This is a genomic window from Streptomyces sp. NBC_00057 (assembly GCF_045041165.1).
Lineage (GTDB): Bacteria > Actinomycetota > Actinomycetes > Streptomycetales > Streptomycetaceae > Streptomyces.
Genome location: NZ_CP108256.1, coordinates 8,386,986 through 8,406,011, shown reverse-complemented (window position 1 = coordinate 8,406,011; position 19,026 = coordinate 8,386,986). Strand labels below are relative to the sequence as shown.

Genomic DNA, 19,026 nt, shown 5'->3' with positions numbered 1-19,026 from the left:
CCGTTTCAGTCGGCAAGGCCGCTCGCGCACCGGGCCACGGCCTCCTCACGGGAGTCGAAGGGCCGAAGGGCTGTGCGTTCGTTCTGCTCCCCGGCACCGGGGAGCAGAACGAGGTGGCCCGCCGGGTCGGCCACGGCGGCGCGCACGCCGCCTTCCACGAGCCGGCCGAGTCCGCTCGGCAGCACCGCCCGGCCACCGAGTCGATGTCGGTCACCTGCCGCAGATCCAGCACCGCGGTCCATGCTGATCAGCGCCGGTCCGAACGCATCCGGTTCGGCCGGCGCCAGTTGCGGGATGTAGTCGGCGAGTCGACCCTCCCACAGCCCGGCGAACCGCGTGTGCAGTTCGCGCAGGGCACCGGCGACGGCTTCGACGGCGGCGCTCACCCGGCCCGGCCGTCAGCTGTGCTCGGCCTGGGCGATCCGGGGGAACGTCTTGACGCCGGCCGCCTTGCGGCTGTTGGCGTGCTGGCTGACGGTCCGGCCGGGCGGGACGTCCGCGAAGCCGAGCACCACGGAGTCGAGCACCTTCTCGGACGAGTCGACGAACTCCACCTTGACAGCGTAGAAGGCGGCCTTGTCCGTGCGGTTGGTGACGCGGACGAGGGCGCTGCGGAACTGCTCGGACTTCACGACCGGCAGCCCCGTCACCGAGACGTCCTTGACCGCGTTGCCCCGTCCCTTGACGCCTGCGAGCTGCTTGGCGGCCTGCTGCCGGTTGCGCTCGGCGGCGGCGGAGACCGAGGCCGCGAATTCCTGCTGGGTACGCGGACTGGCGCTCGCGGACCGGGTCATGGCCGGTTCCGGGGACACCGTACGGGTGCTCCTGGCCGTGCCCTGCGAGGAGGTGTCGGAGCCGCCGCAGGCGGCGGTACCGGCGATGATCAACACGGCCAGCACGGCTGGGGTCAGGTTGCGGGCTGCGCGGCCGCCGAGGGTGTGCCGCAAGGGGCTGGTCGGGTTCACGGACGCTCCGTCTGCTCGGAAGTGCGTAAGGGAGATGGAGAGGTGTGGAGAAATGAGGAAATGGGGGTGAGGCAGAGACGGTGCGGGGAACCCGGACGGCCGGGCTCCCCGGTCGGTCAGGCCGCGTCCTCGCCGAAGATCTCACGCAGCCGCGCCTCGCTCTGCGTGTCCAGGTTGCTGTGGAGCAGTTCGGCGCCGCCGTCGGGCAGGGCGTCGCTGATCCGGTCGGGCACCTCGTTCACGGTCAGCAGGAACAGGTCCGAAGTCCCGGGCGTCACCTTCTCCTTGACCTCGGCGATGAAGTCGTCGTCGATGCCGACATCGGCCGGCTTGCCGCCCAGCACCCCGGCCGCCGCACCGATCGCGGCGCCCGGCAGCGGCATCAGGAAGATCAGTCCGAAAAGCATTCCCCAGAACATGCCGCTCAGTGCGCCGGCACCGCCGAGGTTGATCAGCTGCTTGGTCCTGGGCTTCGCCCGGTCGGCGGGCCGGCCGACCACAGCCGCGTCGAGGATCTTGATCAGCCCCTGCTTCTGGAGGGACTTGAGCGTGCTCTCCGCATTCTCCGCGCCCTCGTCCGACTGGAACTTCCACACGGTGAGCGTGGACATCGCGCGTACCTCCTGAGACCGACTATGAAGAACTCGCTCATATTAGGATCAAAAGGTATGAATTGACTCGTCGAATTCACCCGCTTCACTCAGGAGCGGATGGCAGCCGAAGCCCTGGGAGAGAACGATGGATGCGGACGCCCTGACCGCCGGCCTGTTGCAGGAACTGCGGGCGGCCAAGCCCTATCCAGCCCTGTCCCTGACCATGCCGACGCACCGCCGCGCTCCGGACAACGCCCAGGACGCCGTTCGGCTGCGCAACCTGGTGTCCGAGGCCGTCAGCCGGCTGGAAGCGGATCCCGCGGTCACCCGCGAGGCCCGGAACGCCATCAAGGAGCAGATCGACCGGGCGGTCGACGAGGTGGACCCCCGCCGGGCCCTGGACGCCCTGGTCGTCCTCGTCACAGCCGACGAGCACCAGATCTGGCAGCTTCCCCGTACTGCACCCGAGCGGGTGGTCCTCGGCGACACCTATCTGACCCGCAACCTGGTCGCAGCGAACGCCCAGGCCCAGCCGTTCTGGGCGCTCACCGTGTCGGCCGAGCACGCCGCGCTGTGGAGCGGCACGGCGGACGTCCTGCACGAGGAGCAGACCGGCGGATTCCCGCTGACGGCTCCGAGGGAGGCACCGAACCCGCAACGCGAGGAGCGGATCGGCGACACCCCGAGCACCTTCAGCGACGAGGAGACGCGCAACTTCCTGCGCACCGTCGACGAGAAGCTGCGCGCGGTACCGGCCACGGACGTGCGCCCGCTGTATCTGGTCGGCCTCGCCCCCGCGCTCGCCCTGCTGGACGAGGTCGGCGAGAGCGCCAAGTCGGCCGTGGGCCGGGTCACCAAGGGTGTACCGGCCGACATGACACCGGCCGACCTGCTCAAGGAGCTGCGGCCGGCGCTCGACGAGCGGCAGCAGCGGTTCGCGGCGGAGATCGACGGCAAACTGGACGAAGCGCGCGGCCGTCGTGCCTTTGCCGGTGGTCTCGACGAGGTGTGGGCAGCGGTACGGGAGGGCCGCGCCGGACTGGTCGCGGTGGAGGAGCACTTCCAGCAGACGGTACGGGTGACGGACGAGCACCTCGAACCGGTGAGCGGTGAAGCCGCGGACCTCACGGACGGCTCGGTCCGAGAGGACATCGTGGACGAGCTGGTCGAGACGGCGCTGGACAGCGGCACCGACGTGGTCTTCCTCTCGGACGACTCGCTCGCGGAGTACGGACGGATCGCGGCGGCCCTGCGCTACTGAACAAGGCGGCAGCGCACCGTACGCCGCATCGGGTACGCGGCAGGCATGCGGGCTCCGGGGGCCGCTGGGACACTGGGGAAGGGCCCGATCGAGCCCCGGGCCGATTCCTGGGGCAGATCCCAGGAGAGGAGCGCACCATGCCACGCGGATCCAACGCCAAACGGGAACGGCAGTACGAACACATCAAGGAGAGCGCGCAGGAGCGCGGGGTCAGCGAGGAGCGGGCCGAGGAGATCGCGGCCCGTACGGTCAACAAGGAGCGCGCCCGCGCCGGTGAGTCGAGGACCGCGAGCCGTACCTCCATCGAGGACATGTCGTCCTCGCGGCGCGGCGGTCTGCGCTCCCACAGCGGAGCCGAGGGGCCTACTCGCGACCAGCTCTACGAAGAGGCGAAGAAGAAGAACGTCCATGGACGGTCCCACATGACGAAGGCCCAGCTGGCACGGGCGGTCGGTCGCTGAGCCGACGTCGCAGGGACCCGGGGCGGTGTCAGCCGCTCCAGGTCCAGTCGGCCACCTCGGGCAGGTCCGTGCCGTGTTCACGGATCCAGGCGTGGTGGCGGGTACGGACATCCGCCATCGCCTGACGTACCGCCACGGCACGGACGCCGAGGCCGGGCACCCGGTCGATGGCATCCATGACCAGCCGGTAGCGGTCCAGGTCATTGCGCACCACCATGTCGAAGGGCGTGGTGGTGGTGCCCTCCTCCTTGTAGCCCCGCACATGCAGATGGGCATGGCCGGCCCGCCGGTAGGCCAGTCGGTGGATCAGCCACGGGTAGCCGTGATAGGCGAAGATCACCGGGGTGTTCCTGGTGAACACCGCGTCGTACTCGGAGTCCGGCATGCCGTGCGGGTGCTCCCCGTGGGGCAGCAGCCGCGTCATGTCGACCACATTGACCACCCGTACCGCCAGTTCCGGCAGATGCCTGCGCAGCAGATCGGCTGCCGCCAGAGTCTCCAGCGTGGGTACGTCACCGGCGCAGGCGAGCACCACGTCGGGTTCGCGGCTGCCGTCCTCCGTGCCCGCCCACTCCCACACACCCGCTCCGCGGGCGCAGTGCGCACGGGCCTCGTCCATGGTGAGCCAGTCGAAGCTCGGCTGTTTGCCCGCCACGATCACATTGACGTAGTCCCGGCTGCGCAACGCATGGTCGGCGACGGAGAGCAGGGTGTTGGCGTCCGGCGGCAGATAGACCCGTACGACTTCGGGGCTCTTGTTGAGGATGTGGTCGACGAAGCCGGGGTCCTGGTGGGAGAACCCGTTGTGGTCCTGGCGCCAGACGTGCGAGGTGAGCAGGTAGTTGAGCGAGGCGATGGGGCGGCGCCAGGCCAGCCGGCGGGATGTCCTGAGCCATTTGATGTGCTGGTTGACCATCGAATCGACAATATGGGCGAATGCCTCGTAGCAGGAGAAGAGACCGTGCCGACCGGTGAGGAGGTACCCCTCCAGCCAGCCCTGACACAGATGCTCGGAGAGCACCTCCATGACGCGTCCGTCGCGGGAGAGGTGCTCGTCGGTCGGCAGGATCCGTTCCTGCCATGCCTTGCCGGTGGACTCGTAGATGGCGTCGAGCCGGTTCGACGCTGTTTCGTCGGGGCCCACGACCCGGAAGTCGCGGCGTTCGGAAGTGGCGGCCATGACGGCCTCCAGCAGGCCGCCGAGCACCCGCGTCGGCTCGTGCAGCACGGTGCCGGGCTTGTCGACCTCGACGGCGTGGTCGTCCAGCGGCGGGACGGGCAGATCACGCAGGAGCAGACCGCCGTTGGCATACGGGGTCGCGCCGAGCCGGGCGGTGCCTTCGGGCACGCAGTCGAGCACCTGGGCAGTGGGGCGCCCCGACGTGTCGAAGAGTTCCTCCGGCCGGTAGGAGCGCATCCACGCCTCCAACTGGCGCAGATGCTCGGGGTTGTCCCGGACGCCGGGCAGCGGGACCTGATGGGCACGCCAGGTGCCTTCGACGGGCACCCCGTCGACCTCGGCCGGGCCGGTCCAGCCCTTGGGGGTGCGCAGCACGATCACCGGCCAGTGCGGGCGCTCGGTGTCGCCGCCGGTACGGGCGGCGGCCTGAAGCTCCCGGATGCGGTCTACGGCCCGGTCCATCGCGGCGGCCATCGCCCGGTGGACGGTGAGGGGGTCGTCGCCGCCGACATACAGGGGGTCGTGCCCGTAGCCGCGCAGCAGGGCGTCGAGTTCCGGCTCGGGAAGGCGGGCGAGCACGGTCGGGTTGGCGATCTTGTAGCCGTTGAGGTGGAGGATCGGGAGGACGGCTCCGTCGTGCACCGGGTCGAGGAATTTGTTGGAGTGCCAGGACGCGGCAAGTGGTCCGGTCTCGGCCTCCCCGTCGCCGATGACGCAGGTGACGAGCAGGTCCGGGTGGTCGAGGGCCGCACCGTAGGCGTGGGTGAGTGCGTAGCCGAGCTCGCCGCCCTCGTGAATGGAGCCGGGAGTCTCCGGTGCCACATGGCTGGGCACCCCGCCGGGGAAGGAGAACTGTTTGAACAGCAGCCCCATGCCCTGGGCGTCACGGCTGACGTCGGGGTACGTCTCCGAGTAGCTGCCCTCCAGCCAGGAGTTGGCGAGGACGGCCGGTCCGCCGTGGCCGGGACCCCAGACGCACAGGCCCTGGATACCGCGGGACTTGATGATGCGGTTGAGATGGGTGTGGACCAGGTTCAGTCCGGGTGAGGTGCCCCAGTGGCCGAGCAGGCGCGGCTTGATGTGTTCCCGGGTGAGCGGCCGGGTCAGGAGCGGGTTGGCCATCAGATAGATCTGACCGACGGCCAGATAGTTGGCGGCTCGCCAGTGCGCGTCGAGGGCCGCGATCTCTTCGTCGGAGGGACCGGGCGTCACTGCCGGGTGGGCGGCATGACTCATATTGTGTCTCCTAGGACGTGGCGCCGACGGACTCGGGGCCGTACCAGACCGTGGTCGCGTTGCAGAATTCGCGGATGCCGTGCCCGGCGAGTTCACGTCCGTAGCCGGAGCGCTTCACGCCGCCGAAGGGCAGCGCGGGATGGGACGCCGTCATGCCGTTGAAGAAGACACCACCCGCCTCCAGATCGCGCACACAGCGACGGGCCTCGTCCGCGTCGCGGGTCCATACGTTGGAGCTGAGGCCGAAGGGGCTGTCGTTGGCGAGCGCCACGGCTTCGTCCAGCCCTTCGACGCGGTAGAGCGTGGCGACAGGACCGAAGGTCTCCTCGCGGTGGATGCGCATGCCGGTCGTGATCCCGGTCAGGACGGTGGGGGCGTAGAACCAGCCCCGCTCCAGCTCCGGGCCCAGGTCGTCGGGCCGGCCGCCTCCGCAGAGCACGCTCGCGCCCTGCCGTACCGCGTCGTCCACCAGCTCCTCCAGGTCGGCACGGCCCTGTTCGCTGGAGAGCGGTCCGACGTCGGTGGATTCCTGCAGCGGGTCGCCGACCGTCAGATCGCGCATGCCCACGGTGAACCGCTCGGCGAACTCGTCGTACACCTCCGTGTGCACGATGAACCGTTTGGCGGCGATGCAGGACTGGCCGTTGTTCTGCATCCGGGCGGTCACGGCGGTACGGGCGGCCCTGGCGACGTCCGCCGACGGCATGACGAGATACGGGTCGCTGCCGCCCAGTTCCAGCACGGTGTGCTTCACCTCATCGCCGGCGATCGACGCGACCGAGCGGCCGGCCGGCTCGCTGCCGGTGAGGGTGGCGGCGGCGACCCGGCGGTCGCGGAGGATCGACTCGACCGCTCCGGATCCCACCAGCAGTGTCTGGAAGCATCCCGCAGGAAATCCGGCCCGGCGGAACAGGCCCTCCAGATACATCGCCGTCTGCGGGACGTTCGACGCGTGCTTGAGCAGGCCGACGTTCCCGGCCATCAGCGCGGGGGCGGCGAATCGTACGACCTGCCAGAGCGGGAAGTTCCACGGCATCACGGCGAGAACGGCGCCCAGCGGGCGGTAGTGGACATAGGCCCTGGAGGCACCGGAGTCCTGCACATCGTCCGGCGGCGGATGCTCGTCCGCGAGGAGTTCTTCGGCGTGGGCCGCGTACCAGCGCATCGCCTTCACGCACTTGGCGGCCTCCGCTCGGGCCGCCTTGACGGGTTTGCCCATTTCGGTGGTCATGGTGCGCGCGATGTCCTGCACGTCCTCGTCGAGAAGACCGGCGGCCAGGTTCAGCAGGCCGGCCCGCTCGTCGAATCCGGTGGTGCGGTACTGCCGGAACGCGGTGTCGGCGGCGTCGAGCTTCTGCTCGATCTCCGCCTCTCCCAGTGCGTCGAACGTTCTGAGCGTCTCGCCGTTCGCGGGGTTGACCGTCGCGATGGGCATGACTGTGGCCTCCTTGCCTTCGGTACTTCGACCGTGCAGCGCCGCGCGCCGTGCCGCAACGCGGGCCCTGCCGGGCGGATACCCGACCGGCGCGGACCATGCGTGCGGTGCGCACGCCGTCCGCGCCGGGAGGTGAAGCGTTCATCGGGTACGGAAGCCGGCAGTACCGGTCCTGGCGGCCCGACTCAGACGAGAGCGGGGGCCGAGTCGGATGCCGTCGTGGTTTCGGGGACGGGGTCCGGAACGGCGACGGGCGGACGACGGAACTCGCCCGCACCGGGCAGCGGCGGCAGCGGCACCAGGTCGACGGTGCGCGGCTCCTTCGCGTACCGGGTGAACCAGACGACTTTGCCGTCGGCCGTGCGGCAGGTGCCCCAGCTGTCGCTCAGGGCCATGACGCGGCTGAGACCACCGCCGCCGGTGCTGAGCAGTCGCGGCATCTCGGAGCCGTTGTCGGCGACAGAGACCGTGAGATGCCGCCCGGACCAGCGGAGTTCGACGACACAGTTGTTGTCGTCACCGACATGCCGGTGGACATTGGTCAGCAGCTCCTCCACACCGCGGCACACCGGCCGGATATGAAGTTCGAGACTCCAATGGCGGAGGTGCGCGGCGATGATCCGCCGCAGCTGCGAAACACGCTCTGCCGAAACCTGGAGTTCGACCAGATAGTGCCGGTCGAATTGAACGGTCATCGTCGAGGCTCCTCAGATCGAGGCCCACTGACTTCGCCCCATTGAACCAACGACCCCCCACATACGAAGAGTGAGCAAATGTCACTTCTGGGTCACTCAACAGGGTGACCCTGCAGAGCCGGTTGCGCAACACAGGGGCCGACAGGCCTGCCGTACAACAAGTATCTTCCCAGGTCAGAGCAGATACGGCAGCAGCGTGTCAGGAGTGAGGGGAAGGCTGCGCAGCCGGACGCCGGTGGCGTGCCGGACAGCATTGCCGACGGCCGCCGCGGCGCCGACGATACCGATCTCGCCGATGCCCTTGCTGCCCATCGGGTTGAGATGCGGGTCGTTCTCGTCGATCCAGTGCACCTCGATCTCCGGTACGTCGGCGCAGACCGGCACATGGTAGGAGGCGAGATCACTCTCGGTGAAGTCGCCGAAGACGGGGTCCATGGTGCTGCCCTCGGTCAGGGCCATGCCGATTCCCATGGTCATACCTCCGATGAACTGGGAGCGTGCGGTACGGGGGTTGAGGATGTGCCCGGCGGCGAAGACGCCGAGCATCCGGCGCACCCGCACTTCTCCGGTGCGGGAGTCGACAGCGACCTCGGCGAATTGCGCACCGAACGCATGGCGTGCGTACGGAGACTGCCCGGAGGTCTCCTGCCCGGTGTCCGCGACGGCCGTCAGTCCCTCGGCGGGAAGGGGGCCGGTGCGCTCGCGCAGCTGCCCCAGGAGGGCGGTGGACGCCTTGTGCACGGACCAGCCCCAGGAGGCCGTGCCCGAGGAGCCGCCGGCCAGCGGGGCGTCGGGCAGGTCGCTGCTGCCGATGTCGATCCGGACGTTGTCCACCGGGGTGTCCAGTACGGAGGCCGCGATCTGCGCGAGTACGGTGCGGGCGCCGGTGCCGATGTCGGTGGCGTTGACCTGGACGCGGTACGAGCCGTCGGGGGCCGCGTGCGCCGAGGCACTGGAGCCGAAGAGGTACACGGGAAACGTGGCGGCCGCGACGCCCGTACCGACCAGCAGCGGACCCTCTTCACGGACCGCGGGGCGCGGATCGCGGTCGTACCAGCCGAAGCGTGCGGCACCCTCCTCCAGACAGGCGGCGAGGCCCCGGCTGCTGAACGGGCGGCCGGAGTCGGGTTCGTCGGCCGGATCGTTGCGCAGGCGCAGTTCGACGGGGTCCATGCCGAGGGCCGCGGCGAGTTCGTCCATGGCGGACTCCAGCGCGTACAGGCCCGGGGCCTCGCCCGGTGCGCGCATCCAGGAGGGGCTCGGCACATCCAGGGCGGTCACACGATGGGTGGTGCGGCTGTGAGCCGACCCGTACATGATGCGGGCCGGGACGGCCGCCTGCTCCACGAACTCCTTGATGGTGGAGGTCTGGGTGATCACCTCGTGGGAGACCGAGGTCAGGGTGCCGTCGAGTTCGGCACCGAGCCGGAGGCGCTGCACGGTGGGCGAGCGGTGGCCGACCACGGCAGCCAACTGGCGCCTGGGCAGAGCCACCTTGACGGGGCATCCGGTGTGGCGCGCGGCCATGGCCGCCAGGACGGTCTGCGGGCGTGTGGTGCCTTTGCAGCCGAAGCCGCCCCCGACGTGTTCGGCGACCACGGTGATCTGCTGTGGCCGGAGCCCGAAGGCGGCGGCAAGGCTCTCACGGACCGCGGTGGACCCCTGATTCGAGTCGTGGACGTGCAGATGCCCGTCCTGCGTCCACTGCGCGGTGGAGGCGTGCGGCTCCATGGGGTGGTTGTGCAGGGCGCCGATGGTGTAAGTGGCGTCGACCTGTACGGGTGCCCTGGCGAAGGCCCGGTCGGCGTCCCCGCGTTCGCGGACGGCGGGGTACTCGCCGTTGACGGTCTCCGGCGTGTACAGGCCGGGGTGGTCCTCGGACAGGAGGACATCGTGCTCGGCGGTTTCGTACGCGATCTGCAGCGCCTCGGCCCCGGCACGGGCCTGGTCGAGCGTGTCGGCCACCACGAGCGCGATGTGCCAGCCCCGGTGCGGGACCCGGTCGTCCTGGAGGACGGCGAGGATCGGGTCGTCGGGCTGCTTCAGCCGCGGGGCGTTGTCGTGGCTGAGGACGGCATGCACGCCCGGCAGGGCCAGCGCCTCGTCGGTGTGGACGGCGCTGACGCGGCCGCGGGCGATGGTGGCGGGGACGGGCCAGCCGTACAGACAGCCCGGCGGGGTGTGCTCGGCGGCGTAACGGGCGGCGCCCGTGACCTTGTCCCGGCCCTCGCGGCGTGCGACGGGGGTGCCCAGTGGTGGAGGGGCCTGGCTCATGACGGGGTCCTCACGTCTGCGGGTCGGCGTTTGTGCGGTTACTCAGCTGTCGGCGGCGAGTTCGGCCAGCGCGTCGACGGCCAGACTGCGGGCGAGGCCCACCTTGAACGCGTTGTCGCGCAGCGGCCGGGCCGCGGCGAGTTCGGCGTCCACAGCCCGTTCGAAGGTCTCGTCGGTCGCCGGTGCGCCCCGGAGTGCGTCTTCTGCGGCGTGCGCGCGCCAGGGCCGGTGGGCAAGCCCGCCGAAGGCCAGCGACGCATGCTCGATCCGGCCGTCGCGGACGCTCAGTACCGCGGCGACGGACGCGAGGGCGAACGCGAACGAGGCACGGTCGCGGGCCTTTCGGTAGAGGGAACCGGCGCCGTCCGGGCGCGGCGGCAGGACCACCTCGGTGATGAGCTCACCGGCCCGGATCTCGGTGTCCCGGTGTGGGGTGTCGCCCGGCAGCCGGTGGAATTCGGTGGCGGGCACGCTCCGTTCGCCGTCCGGCCCGTGCAGCTGGACGGTGGCGTCGAGCGCGGACAGGGCCACGGCCATGTCGGACGGGTGCGTGGCGACGCAGTGCTCGGAGTGGCCGAGTACGGCGAGATCGCGGTGTGCGCCTTCGAGGGCTGGGCAGCCGGTGCCGGGTTCCCGCTTGTTGCAGGGCTTGGAGGTGTCCTGGAAGTAGGGGCACCGGGTGCGCTGCAGCAGGTTGCCGCCGGTCGTGGCGGTGTTGCGGAGCTGCCCGGATGCGCCGGACAGCAGTGCCTGCGACAGGACGGGGTAGCGGGTGCGTACAGCGGGATGTGCGGCCAGGTCGCTGTTGCGTACGGTCGCGCCGATGCGCAGTCCGCCGTTGTCGGTGTCGCCCACCTGGTCCAGGGGCAGCCGGCTGATGTCGATGAGCAGGTCGGGGGCTTCCACTCCGAGCTTCATCAGGTCGACGAGGTTGGTGCCGCCGCCGAGGAATCCGGCGCCGGGGTGGGCGGAGCTCTCACGGACCGCTTCGGCGGTGGACCGCGCGCGGAGGTAGGCGAATGGTTTCACGGCGCCACGTCCTCGATCGCCTCGACGATACGGGGGTAGGCGCCGCAGCGGCACAGGTTGCCGCTCATCCGCTCGCGGATCTCGGGGGTGTCGAGCGGTGCCGGGGTGGATACGGGTGCGGTGCGAGCGGTGACATGGGACGGGAAGCCGTCCGCCGCCTCGCCGAGCATGCCGACGGCCGAGCAGATCTGACCGGGTGTGCAGTAGCCGCACTGCAGGGCGTCGCGGTCCAGGAAGGCTTCCTGGAGCGGGTGGAGCCGGTCGCCGTCGGCGAGGCCCTCGACGGTGGTGATGGCGGCGCCGTCGTGGGCGACGGCGAGCAGCAGGCAACTGTTGGCGCGCCGTCCGTCGACGATGACGGTGCACGCCCCGCACTGTCCGTGGTCGCAGCCCTTCTTCGCGCCGGTGAGGTCGAGGTTTTCGCGGAGCGCGTCCAGGACCGTGGTGCGGTGATCGAGCGTCAGGGTCTGCTCGGTTCCATTGATGTGCAGTGTCAGGGTGGAACGGTCGCCGACTGCTCCCGGCTGTTGCGCACCGTCGTCCCGCCCGCGAGAGGAGTCCACTCACTCGCACCTTTCAGGGATGGCCTTTTGTCCGCTTTCTATCAGATATGCAATACCTTCCTGCTTCATTGCTCCGTCGCCGGGCCGTGGCCCGTCGACCTATCGGCTCTCTCGGCTTTCTCAGCTCTCTCGGCTTTTCAGGCGGAGGCGTACCTCTTCCTCCTGGTCCCCGGAGACCGTCCCGACGACCCGTACGTCGAAGGCATGCGCCAGGCTCCGCCGGAGCCGTTCGCACGCCCAGTAGCCGCCCTGCACATCGACCGACACGGGACCGCCGAGTGAGACCGGTCCCGAGACCACCCTCTCCTCGGTGACATCGACGGTCGCCACCCATGCGGTGGGGCGCCTTTCCGCGAGCTTCTTCGGTACGTCGACCGAGGCCCGGTCGGTGGTGAAGGCGGCCCGCAGCGCGTCGAAGACCATCCGCGCGTCGCCCGTATCGCACCCGCTGATGACGACCGAGACCTCCTCGCTGTGCAGGCTCTCCTCCGTCTGCTTCTCCTTGATGCTGTTCACCGCGGTTCCTTCCGCTCGGCGTTGTGTGGTGCGTCCCCGCGCTGGGGTCCGACAGTGCGGACGGGGTCCCCCTGGGACGGCGGCCCGGACGGATGTCGGCGGTGAGCGCCTTGTCCTCCTGGATCAGGGCGTTGGGGTCGAGTGCGATGGCCACCGGTTCATTGGCGGTGTCACCGGTGGCGATTCCGTTGGGCCCGTCGCCCTCGATCTGTACGACCCGGTCGTCCTTGACGTACACCTGCTGACCGCAGCCGACCGAGCAGTAGGGACGGACGGACTGCACGACGCGGTCGGACGTGGCGGTGCGGGGCCTGAGGTCCTCCGTCGCAGGCGACATCGCGGCACGCCCTCTGCCCAGCGGATCGCCGCCGGTCAACTGTCGGCAGACCGGCCACCGGCTGAGCGGATTCGGCAGTCCCATCGCTTCCCTCCAGCGATTCGAGGATCCTCTCCAGGCTCACACCACGGCTGGGTGACGGCGACACGAAGCCGTCGGCAAGCGGATGGCCCAAGGCACCGGGGACCCCCGCCGATCGCTCTCGTGAGACCGAAACACTTTTAGGCTTATATCCACTTAAAACATGAATTCACAGTCATTACCGAGTGATGCCTCTGCCTCGGGGTATCCGGGAGGCATGGACGTATCGAACAGAGACCTCAGTCCGCTGGCCCTCACCCTCGCCGACGGACGGGGCGCGACCGGGGTGATCATGGGCATTGTCGGAGTGGCGCTGGTGGGCGTGCTGATCGGTGCCGTCTGGCTGGGCAAGCGGCGCCGAGCCCAGGAGCTGCCTCCGCCCCGACCCGACGAGCAGCCGCTGCGGCCCGACCACCGGAGCCATATCGAGCAACGCGATGTCCACGGCGACGACAGCTTCCCGCCCGACGGCCGGGGCCTGTCCCCCTATGAGCTCGGTGACCACGGAAGCGAGACCATCCGTCGCGACAGCGACGAGCAGCGTGACCGACCTCCGGGAGACCAAGGGACGCAGACGCCTCACTGAGCGCTGCGGCGAGGCAGGCGGCGGCGCTGCGTGTTGCGGGAGCGACCGCTCGCGGTGAGGCTGGTGAGGCTCCGACGGCCGCCGTCACGCGCAGGCCGCAGAACCGATGAAGGCAGTAGGACCATGACCGGAAGCCATCCTGGGACGGCGTCGATGCCGGCGCCGCTGACCGGATCCGCAGCGCCCTGCTGGGTCAACCTCATGACCCGCGACCTGGAGTCCGCGCAGAGGTTCTACGCCGCCGTGCTGGGCTGGACCTTCCGGCCGGGCAAGCTGGGGCAGGAGTTCTCCGTCGCACGCCGCGGGGATGTGCCGGTCGCAGGCATCGGCGCGGTGGCGACTGCCTACCGGGTGGCCGTGGCCTGGACCCCGTACTTCGCCGTCCCCGACGCCGACGCGGCGGCCTCACGCATCCGTGAGCGCAGCGGCACGGTCGCGGTGGGGCCGCTGGCACTCGGCAAGGGGCGCGGGGCCCTGGCGGCGGACCTCGACGGTGCGGTGTTCGGCATCTGGGAGCGGACCGAGCCCGCGACTTCGCCGCCCGCGCCGAACGACCGCTCGCACGCCTGGCTGCGGCTGCACACCAGAAACGCCTTCGATGCGGCAATCTTCTACGGCGGGGTGCTCGACTGGGCGAGCGGGCGGCCCGGGGGCTGCGAGGTGTCGTACGAGAAGGACGAGGTCATCGTCGAGTGCAACGGGCGTCAGCTCGCCCGGATCAGCTCCGGTGCGGTGGAGGCTGCACCCGATCCGCTGGTCCGCCCGCACTGGCAGGTCCACTTCCCCGTCGCCGATCTGGCGGCCACGGTCGAGGCGGCGCGGCAGCATGGCGGCAGTCTGGTCGAGCAGCGTCCGCTGGGGCAGGGCAGCGAGGCGACCCTGTTGGACCCGGACGGCGGGCTCTTCACGGTCACGGACGTCCGGGGCCCCGTTGCCGGCGATTCCGGCTGAACGGACCGCCCTCGCACAGCGGTCGCTTCTCGCGCTCGGGTGAGGAGCGGGCCAGCACCCAGGCCGGGAACACGAACCAGCAGACCAGGAACCACAGCGCCATGCCGCCGACCAGCCACAGGGCGAGGGGGTTGTGCAGGGCCACCCGCAGGATGAGCAGCAGCGCGGAACACATGGTGCACAGCAGCAAAACCAGCCCGAGCACGGTCAGTCGTGACGCCCAGGTGACCGTCTGTGGCTTGAGTCGTCGTCCGGTGAGCAGCCGGTGGTACGACACGGGCCCGATGAGGGCGGCGGCGGTGGCGGAGCCCAGCATCACGGTGACCACGTAGATGGTGCGGTCGGTGTCCGACAGGTCGGTGAAGCGCGGCTGGAAGACGACGGCGAGCAGGAAGCCGAACAGGATCTGGACGCCAGTCTGGGCCACCCGCAGTTCCTGGAGCAGTTCGTTCCACTGCCGGTCCGCCCGTTCCTCCGGCGTCTCATGGCGGCCCGTGTCGCGGCCCGGGCCGCCGGGGAGGTGGGATGTCGAGGTCACCGTGAGCCCCCGTCCGAATGCGCGGAGTACTTCGCCTTCCCCTCCTCCCCCACCGTAGACCTCACGGCGGGCACACCGGGCCTCGACGACCGGCACGACCCCGCCTAGGATCTTGAGTACGGCATCGCGCGTCGGTCACCGGCCGGGTGAGGCGTGGAGGTGCCCGTGAGGTGCCCGTTGGAGGCATTCCACAGTGTCAGTCGAGTTGAATCACACCATCATTCACGCCCGGGACAACCGGGAATCCGCCGAATTCCTGGCGAACATACTGGGTCTGGAAGTCGGCGGGGAATGGGGCCCGTTCATACCGGTCGCCACCGCGAACGGGGTCACCCTGGACTTCGCGACCATTCCCGAAGCGTCGATCGCGATGCAGCACTACGCCTTCCTCGTCTCGGAGGCGGAGTTCGACACGGCGTACGCCCGCATCAAGGAGCTCGGGATCACGTACTACGCGGATCCGCATCGGAAGCATCCGGGCGAGATCAACCACAACCACGGCGGCCGAGGCGTCTACTTCCTCGATCCCGCCGGTCACGCCATGGAGATCATCACGCGTCCGTACGCGGGCTGACCTCGTAGCACGACGTGCCGAAAAGGGGGTTGGGCCGGGGTCCGTGCACGGGTTCCGGCCGGGCCCCCTCCGCGTCGGGTCAGTCGATCGGCAGTAGCAGTTCAGGCCGGTCCCACATCACCGCGGGCGGGTTGGCCGCGAGGGTGCCGGTCCGCCGGGCCCCGACACTGCGGTAGAAGCCCTCGGCGGGCGGGTGCGAGACGACGCGGACACCGGGCAGGCCGGCGCGCTGCGCCTCGTCGCGCAGATGCCCGATGAGCAGCCGCCCGATGCCGAGCCCCTGCGCATCGTCGGCGACGAACATGAGGTCGAGTTCCGGCGGGGCGAGGATCAGCGAGTAGAAGCCGAGGAGCCGGTCGGTGCCGGGCTCGATCGCCGCGAAGACCTGGTGGGTCTCGATGTAGTCGGGCCCCACCCGGTATCCGGCGACCATGGCGGCGTAGGGCCCCTCATAGGCGCGGGAAGTCCTGACCAGCCGGGTGAGCCGCTTCGTATCCCGTGCGGTCGCCCGCCTGATCCGTACGGTCTCGCTGCGCGCCCCGCCACCCGAACGCGTAATGCTCGATGTCATAGAGCGAGTATTACGCATCCGGCTACAGGGAACCCACTTCCGGATCTGCGGGCTCCCGAGTGCTACGACGGTCCGCGCGCCGCGCGCCACTCTTCGACCATGGCATCGATGTCGAACGGCTTGAGGTTCAACAGGGGACCCGGCGGCGGCCTCCTGATGGCTGCCCGGATCTTCTCGTTGACCTCAGTCAGCATGCGCCGCACTTCGGCCTCCGTCCGCGCCCCGGGCACAGCGTCGCGCACCTCCTCCGCCTCTTTGCGCAGCGCCAGTGTCGGCGGGAGCACCGACACTCCTTCCCGCTGCATCTTCTGCTTGATCCACCAGGTCTCGTCGTAGGGAGCGTCAAGGCCGTCGAGCGGCTTGCCGAATCCCGGCAACTGCGAGAAGTCGCCACGCTGCTCGGACTCGCGGATCTGCTTGTCGACCCATGATTCGAAGCTGACGCCCGCGGGCTTGCGTTCGGTCAACGTACGCCCCTCTCGAAGGATTCACGATCCGGTCCTTTCACAATACCGAGGGACCGCAGGAGCACCCGCCGTGCCCACGTCGTCACCTCTCAACGAGCTTCGGCGCAACGCCGCTTCGGGGTCCGGGGGGGGGCGTACCCCCGCGCCCTTCAGCGCGCGTGCCCGCCGGTTGCCCCTGTCCCGCTCCCCTCATGGCCGACGACACCCTTCCCCGATGCCGCCACCGGGACGGTGAACGCCGCGGTGCGGACCTTGCCTTCGTGCTGGAAGTCGAGGAAGAGCCGGTACGTACCCGCACTGGGCGCCGTCGCCGTGAAGGACACCACAGGCCCCGGGCCACCCTGGTTCGGGTGGACGTGCAGATAGGCCAGGTCGCCCGCGCGCAGCGCGACCAGGTGCCCGTACGCGCCGAGGTAAGGCTGCAGATCGGTGACGGGCCGGCCGTTCCTGCTGACGGTCAGTTTCAGCTCTCCGCCCTGGCCGGCACGGAGTTCGCCGTCGAGTGCGACGCGGTAGCCGTCCACCTCGGCGGTGGCGCGCGGGGCCGGCAAAGCCGCGGGGCGGTAGGTGCCGGAAACGGCCAGATCCGCGCCCAGCGTGAGGTTCACGGCGCCCTCGGCGGCCGGCGTGAAGTCGGCGAACGCCCGGTACCCACCGGCCTTGGGCAGGTCGACGGGGGTCGACCAGGTGCCGTCGGCCGCGCGGACGGGGTGCAGGTGCCGGAATTCGGTGAGATCGCTTGACGCAAGGATGAAGTGCAGTTCCTTGCCGTGCTCGCGTTGATAGGCGGTGACCCTGCGGCCACTCTCATCCGTGATGGCGAATCCGATCTCGGTCCGAGCCCCTGCTCGTATCGTGGGTGTTTCGAGGGCCAGCGTGTAACCGCCGTCGGAGATCTGCAGTCCGCCGGCCACTTGATCCGACGCCCCCTTCGCCCCGCCCTCCTCTCCCGCGCCGTGGCCGGCGTGCTGCTGCGCGGGGCGGTCCTCAGCGGCCACGAGCGGGTCGGCGCCCCTGCCCACGCCGTACGCGGTCCCGAAGGTCGCGGCGAGCGCGGCGGCGAAGGCCGTGATCCTCAGTGCGTTGTTCATGACGGTGTCCTCCATCGGGTCCATCGGGAGGCGATGCTTCCCGATGGGGCTCAACATACCCCCTGGGGGTATCAAGTCAACCCGGGAGTGTCTCATTGCTTCCCGATTGCTTCACACTTCCGAGAGAGACCGGCGACAACGCGGGGGACCGGGGTCTCGGCGCCCGGCTCAGGCGGACACCACGAGCCCGCTGCGCAGCCGCTCCACCGCGGCCTCCGGAATCCTCAGGCCGTCGCGCACATACCCGTCGAGCCCGCCCCACCTCTCGTCCATGGCGTCCAGCGCCATGTCGAGATAGCGGGGGCGGACCTCGATGATCGCGGACGCGATCTCCGGGTCACCGCCCGCGTCGAGGAAGCCCTGTACGTACGGGGCGTAGGCGACCCGAACGACCGGGTTCACCGCGAGGAACTCGGCCCGCACCACATCCCGTGACGCACCGACCAGCATCAGCAGCAACGCGGCGGCCCAGCCGGTACGGTCCTTGCCGGTCGTGCAGTGGAAGAGCACCGGGCGGGCCCGGTCGTCGGCGGCCGTCTCCACGAAAGCCCGGTAAGCGGCGGCGGCAATCGGCGAGAGCACCATCTGCCGGTAGGTCTCGGCGAACATCTCCTCGGCCTTCCCGCTGCCCAGCAGCTGCTCCGCCGCGACCGGATCGGCGAGCAGTGCACGCAGCCGGGCGGGCGCCACGCCCGGGTTGTCGCCGAGCACATCGGCGACGAAGAGCCGCGCACCGGGCGGCAGCCGGTCGGGGGCCGCCGCACGCTCGTCGGCAGTGCGCAGATCGACGACGGTACGGATGCCGAGCGCGGCCACCGCCATGTCCTGCGCCGCGTCCAGACCGCTGAGCTGTCCGGAGCGCAGCACGGCGCCCGGCCGGACCCTATGGTCAGGGCCCAGAGCGATGCCGCCCAGGTCGCGGAGATTGACGACGGTGGATGCCGGGACGGCCCTGGCGGTTTGCACGATGAACTTCCCCTTTTCCCGACACGTATCCGAATTGATTCGACCTGGCCGGATCAAACGTCGCACGCGGTCGGGAGATCGACAAAGTAAAACGCCGGAGGAGCACCGATCGACGAAACCGAAGGAGATAAAGGAAAATCGCAACCGCCCCCTCCAGGTCAGGGGCACAGCACAATTAATGAGCCACGCTTCCGCGGTAACTCGCTCGACAGGGAACAGTTGTCGGAGCGCGGGCGGGGCCGACAACTCTTGATTTTCCGACCGCCCGATTCCCCGCCGCGGTACGACCGGATCAAGCGGGGTGAGGTCAGCCGGCGGAATCGACGGCGGACATGGCCGCCTCCGCCAGGTCCGCGGGGATGCGTTCATGGGCGGCCACCTGACCGCCCGAGGCGCGGACGGCCGCCGTGAGCGGCACTGCCCACAGGTCTTCCCACACGATCAGCGCCGCAGAGCTGCCCGGCGACACCTGCTCCCCCAGTGCTCGGATGTCTTCACTGTTCAGCAGGCCGGTGATCACGCCTCGGCCGGTGCCGGTGCGATGGCGCCCGTGAACCGGTTTCCTTCACGCTGGTCCAGACGGCCGTCCCCTCGCCAGGACCCGGTTACGCGACGGTGCGTGAAGGATCAAGTGCGTTCGGAGAGGGCAAGGTCAC

The 19,026-nt window shown here is 69.9% G+C and carries 21 protein-coding genes and 1 pseudogene; 5 read left to right on the top strand and 17 right to left on the bottom strand.

The genetic code is table 11. The features are described 5' to 3' along the window. Positions 1–5 precede the first annotated feature (5 nt). From OG953_RS39475 to OG953_RS39465, 3 genes are all read right to left on the bottom strand, one after another. Positions 6–386, bottom strand: coding sequence for a hypothetical protein (locus OG953_RS39475; protein WP_405690562.1), 381 nt, complete (start codon positions 384–386; stop codon positions 6–8). A 12-nt stretch (positions 387–398) separates the two neighbouring features. Next, on the bottom strand, positions 399–965 hold the full coding sequence (locus OG953_RS39470) for a hypothetical protein (protein WP_405690560.1): 567 nt from the start codon (positions 963–965) through the stop codon (positions 399–401). A gap of 116 nt (positions 966–1,081) precedes the next feature. Next, entirely contained in the window at positions 1,082–1,576 is a 495-nt protein-coding gene (locus tag OG953_RS39465) for a DUF1269 domain-containing protein (RefSeq protein WP_405690558.1), read from the bottom strand. A 127-nt stretch (positions 1,577–1,703) separates the two neighbouring features. Between OG953_RS39465 and OG953_RS39460 the strand changes: the two genes are divergently transcribed. Together OG953_RS39460 and OG953_RS39455 are read left to right on the top strand one after the other, a co-directional pair. Beyond that, positions 1,704–2,819: a chemotaxis protein gene (locus OG953_RS39460; RefSeq protein WP_405690556.1), complete on the top strand. Its 1,116-nt coding sequence runs from the start codon at positions 1,704–1,706 to the stop codon at positions 2,817–2,819. A gap of 137 nt (positions 2,820–2,956) precedes the next feature. Beyond that, complete coding sequence (locus OG953_RS39455; RefSeq protein WP_405690555.1) at positions 2,957–3,280, top strand: plasmid stabilization protein; 324 nt, start codon at positions 2,957–2,959, stop codon at positions 3,278–3,280. 28 nt (positions 3,281–3,308) lie between these two features. Here the strand turns inward: OG953_RS39455 and OG953_RS39450 are convergent, their stop codons facing one another. The 8 genes and pseudogenes from OG953_RS39450 to OG953_RS39415 all read right to left on the bottom strand — a co-directional run. Beyond that, positions 3,309–5,696 carry a phosphoketolase gene (locus OG953_RS39450; RefSeq protein ID WP_405690553.1) on the bottom strand — a complete coding sequence of 796 codons (2,388 nt, stop codon included), beginning with the start codon at positions 5,694–5,696 and terminating at the stop codon, positions 3,309–3,311. Positions 5,697–5,706: 10 nt separating this feature from the next. Continuing rightward, complete coding sequence (locus OG953_RS39445; protein ID WP_405690551.1) at positions 5,707–7,131, bottom strand: NADP-dependent succinic semialdehyde dehydrogenase; 1,425 nt, start codon at positions 7,129–7,131, stop codon at positions 5,707–5,709. 185 nt (positions 7,132–7,316) lie between these two features. Beyond that, entirely contained in the window at positions 7,317–7,826 is a 510-nt protein-coding gene (locus OG953_RS39440) for an ATP-binding protein (protein WP_383074910.1), read from the bottom strand. A gap of 174 nt (positions 7,827–8,000) precedes the next feature. Then, positions 8,001–10,100 (bottom strand): xanthine dehydrogenase family protein molybdopterin-binding subunit, encoded by a 2,100-nt coding sequence (locus OG953_RS39435; protein WP_405690549.1) that lies wholly within the window; start codon positions 10,098–10,100, stop codon positions 8,001–8,003. A gap of 42 nt (positions 10,101–10,142) precedes the next feature. Further along, on the bottom strand, positions 10,143–11,129 hold the full coding sequence (locus OG953_RS39430; RefSeq protein WP_405690547.1) for an FAD binding domain-containing protein: 987 nt from the start codon (positions 11,127–11,129) through the stop codon (positions 10,143–10,145). After that, positions 11,126–11,692, bottom strand: a complete 567-nt coding sequence (locus tag OG953_RS39425) for a 2Fe-2S iron-sulfur cluster-binding protein (RefSeq protein WP_405690545.1) — start codon at positions 11,690–11,692, stop codon at positions 11,126–11,128. The genes OG953_RS39430 and OG953_RS39425 overlap by 4 nt, the downstream gene beginning before the upstream one ends. A 120-nt stretch (positions 11,693–11,812) precedes the next feature. Then, positions 11,813–12,208 (bottom strand): hypothetical protein, encoded by a 396-nt coding sequence (locus OG953_RS39420; RefSeq protein WP_405690543.1) that lies wholly within the window; start codon positions 12,206–12,208, stop codon positions 11,813–11,815. 172 nt (positions 12,209–12,380) lie between these two features. Beyond that, positions 12,381–12,629: pseudogene (locus OG953_RS39415) on the bottom strand (hypothetical protein); the annotation flags it as partial. 214 nt (positions 12,630–12,843) lie between these two features. Between OG953_RS39415 and OG953_RS39410 the strand changes: the two are divergent. After that, a complete protein-coding gene (locus OG953_RS39410; protein ID WP_405690541.1) occupies positions 12,844–13,212 on the top strand; it encodes a DUF6479 family protein in 369 nt (122 codons plus the stop codon). 123 nt (positions 13,213–13,335) lie between these two features. Then, a complete protein-coding gene (locus tag OG953_RS39405; protein ID WP_405690539.1) occupies positions 13,336–14,163 on the top strand; it encodes a VOC family protein in 828 nt (275 codons plus the stop codon). Here OG953_RS39405 and OG953_RS39400 read toward each other — a convergent pair. After that, positions 14,123–14,701: a DUF6328 family protein gene (locus tag OG953_RS39400; RefSeq protein ID WP_405690538.1), complete on the bottom strand. Its 579-nt coding sequence runs from the start codon at positions 14,699–14,701 to the stop codon at positions 14,123–14,125. The genes OG953_RS39405 and OG953_RS39400 overlap by 41 nt on opposite strands. 193 nt (positions 14,702–14,894) lie before the next feature. Here OG953_RS39400 and OG953_RS39395 point away from each other — a divergent pair, with 193 nt between their 5' ends. After that, positions 14,895–15,275, top strand: coding sequence for a VOC family protein (locus tag OG953_RS39395; protein ID WP_405690535.1), 381 nt, complete (start codon positions 14,895–14,897; stop codon positions 15,273–15,275). Positions 15,276–15,354: 79 nt separating this feature from the next. On the opposite strand, the gene OG953_RS39390 is transcribed toward OG953_RS39395, so the two are convergent. The 5 genes from OG953_RS39390 to OG953_RS39370 all read right to left on the bottom strand — a co-directional run bounded on the left by OG953_RS39390 (position 15,355) and on the right by OG953_RS39370 (position 18,890). Continuing rightward, complete coding sequence (locus OG953_RS39390; protein WP_405690533.1) at positions 15,355–15,846, bottom strand: GNAT family N-acetyltransferase; 492 nt, start codon at positions 15,844–15,846, stop codon at positions 15,355–15,357. Positions 15,847–15,908: 62 nt separating this feature from the next. Continuing rightward, entirely contained in the window at positions 15,909–16,313 is a 405-nt protein-coding gene (locus tag OG953_RS39385) for a DUF1992 domain-containing protein (protein WP_405690531.1), read from the bottom strand. Positions 16,314–16,462: 149 nt separating this feature from the next. Beyond that, entirely contained in the window at positions 16,463–17,404 is a 942-nt protein-coding gene (locus OG953_RS39380; protein WP_405690529.1) for a hypothetical protein, read from the bottom strand. A 168-nt stretch (positions 17,405–17,572) separates the two neighbouring features. Beyond that, the gene (locus OG953_RS39375; RefSeq protein ID WP_405690527.1) at positions 17,573–18,370 is read right to left on the bottom strand and encodes a tyrosine-protein phosphatase; all 798 of its coding nucleotides are present in this window, start codon (positions 18,368–18,370) and stop codon (positions 17,573–17,575) included. Between the two features lie 307 nt (positions 18,371–18,677). Continuing rightward, on the bottom strand, positions 18,678–18,890 hold the full coding sequence (locus tag OG953_RS39370; protein ID WP_405690525.1) for a DUF6325 family protein: 213 nt from the start codon (positions 18,888–18,890) through the stop codon (positions 18,678–18,680). Between the last annotated feature and the right edge of the window lie 136 nt (positions 18,891–19,026).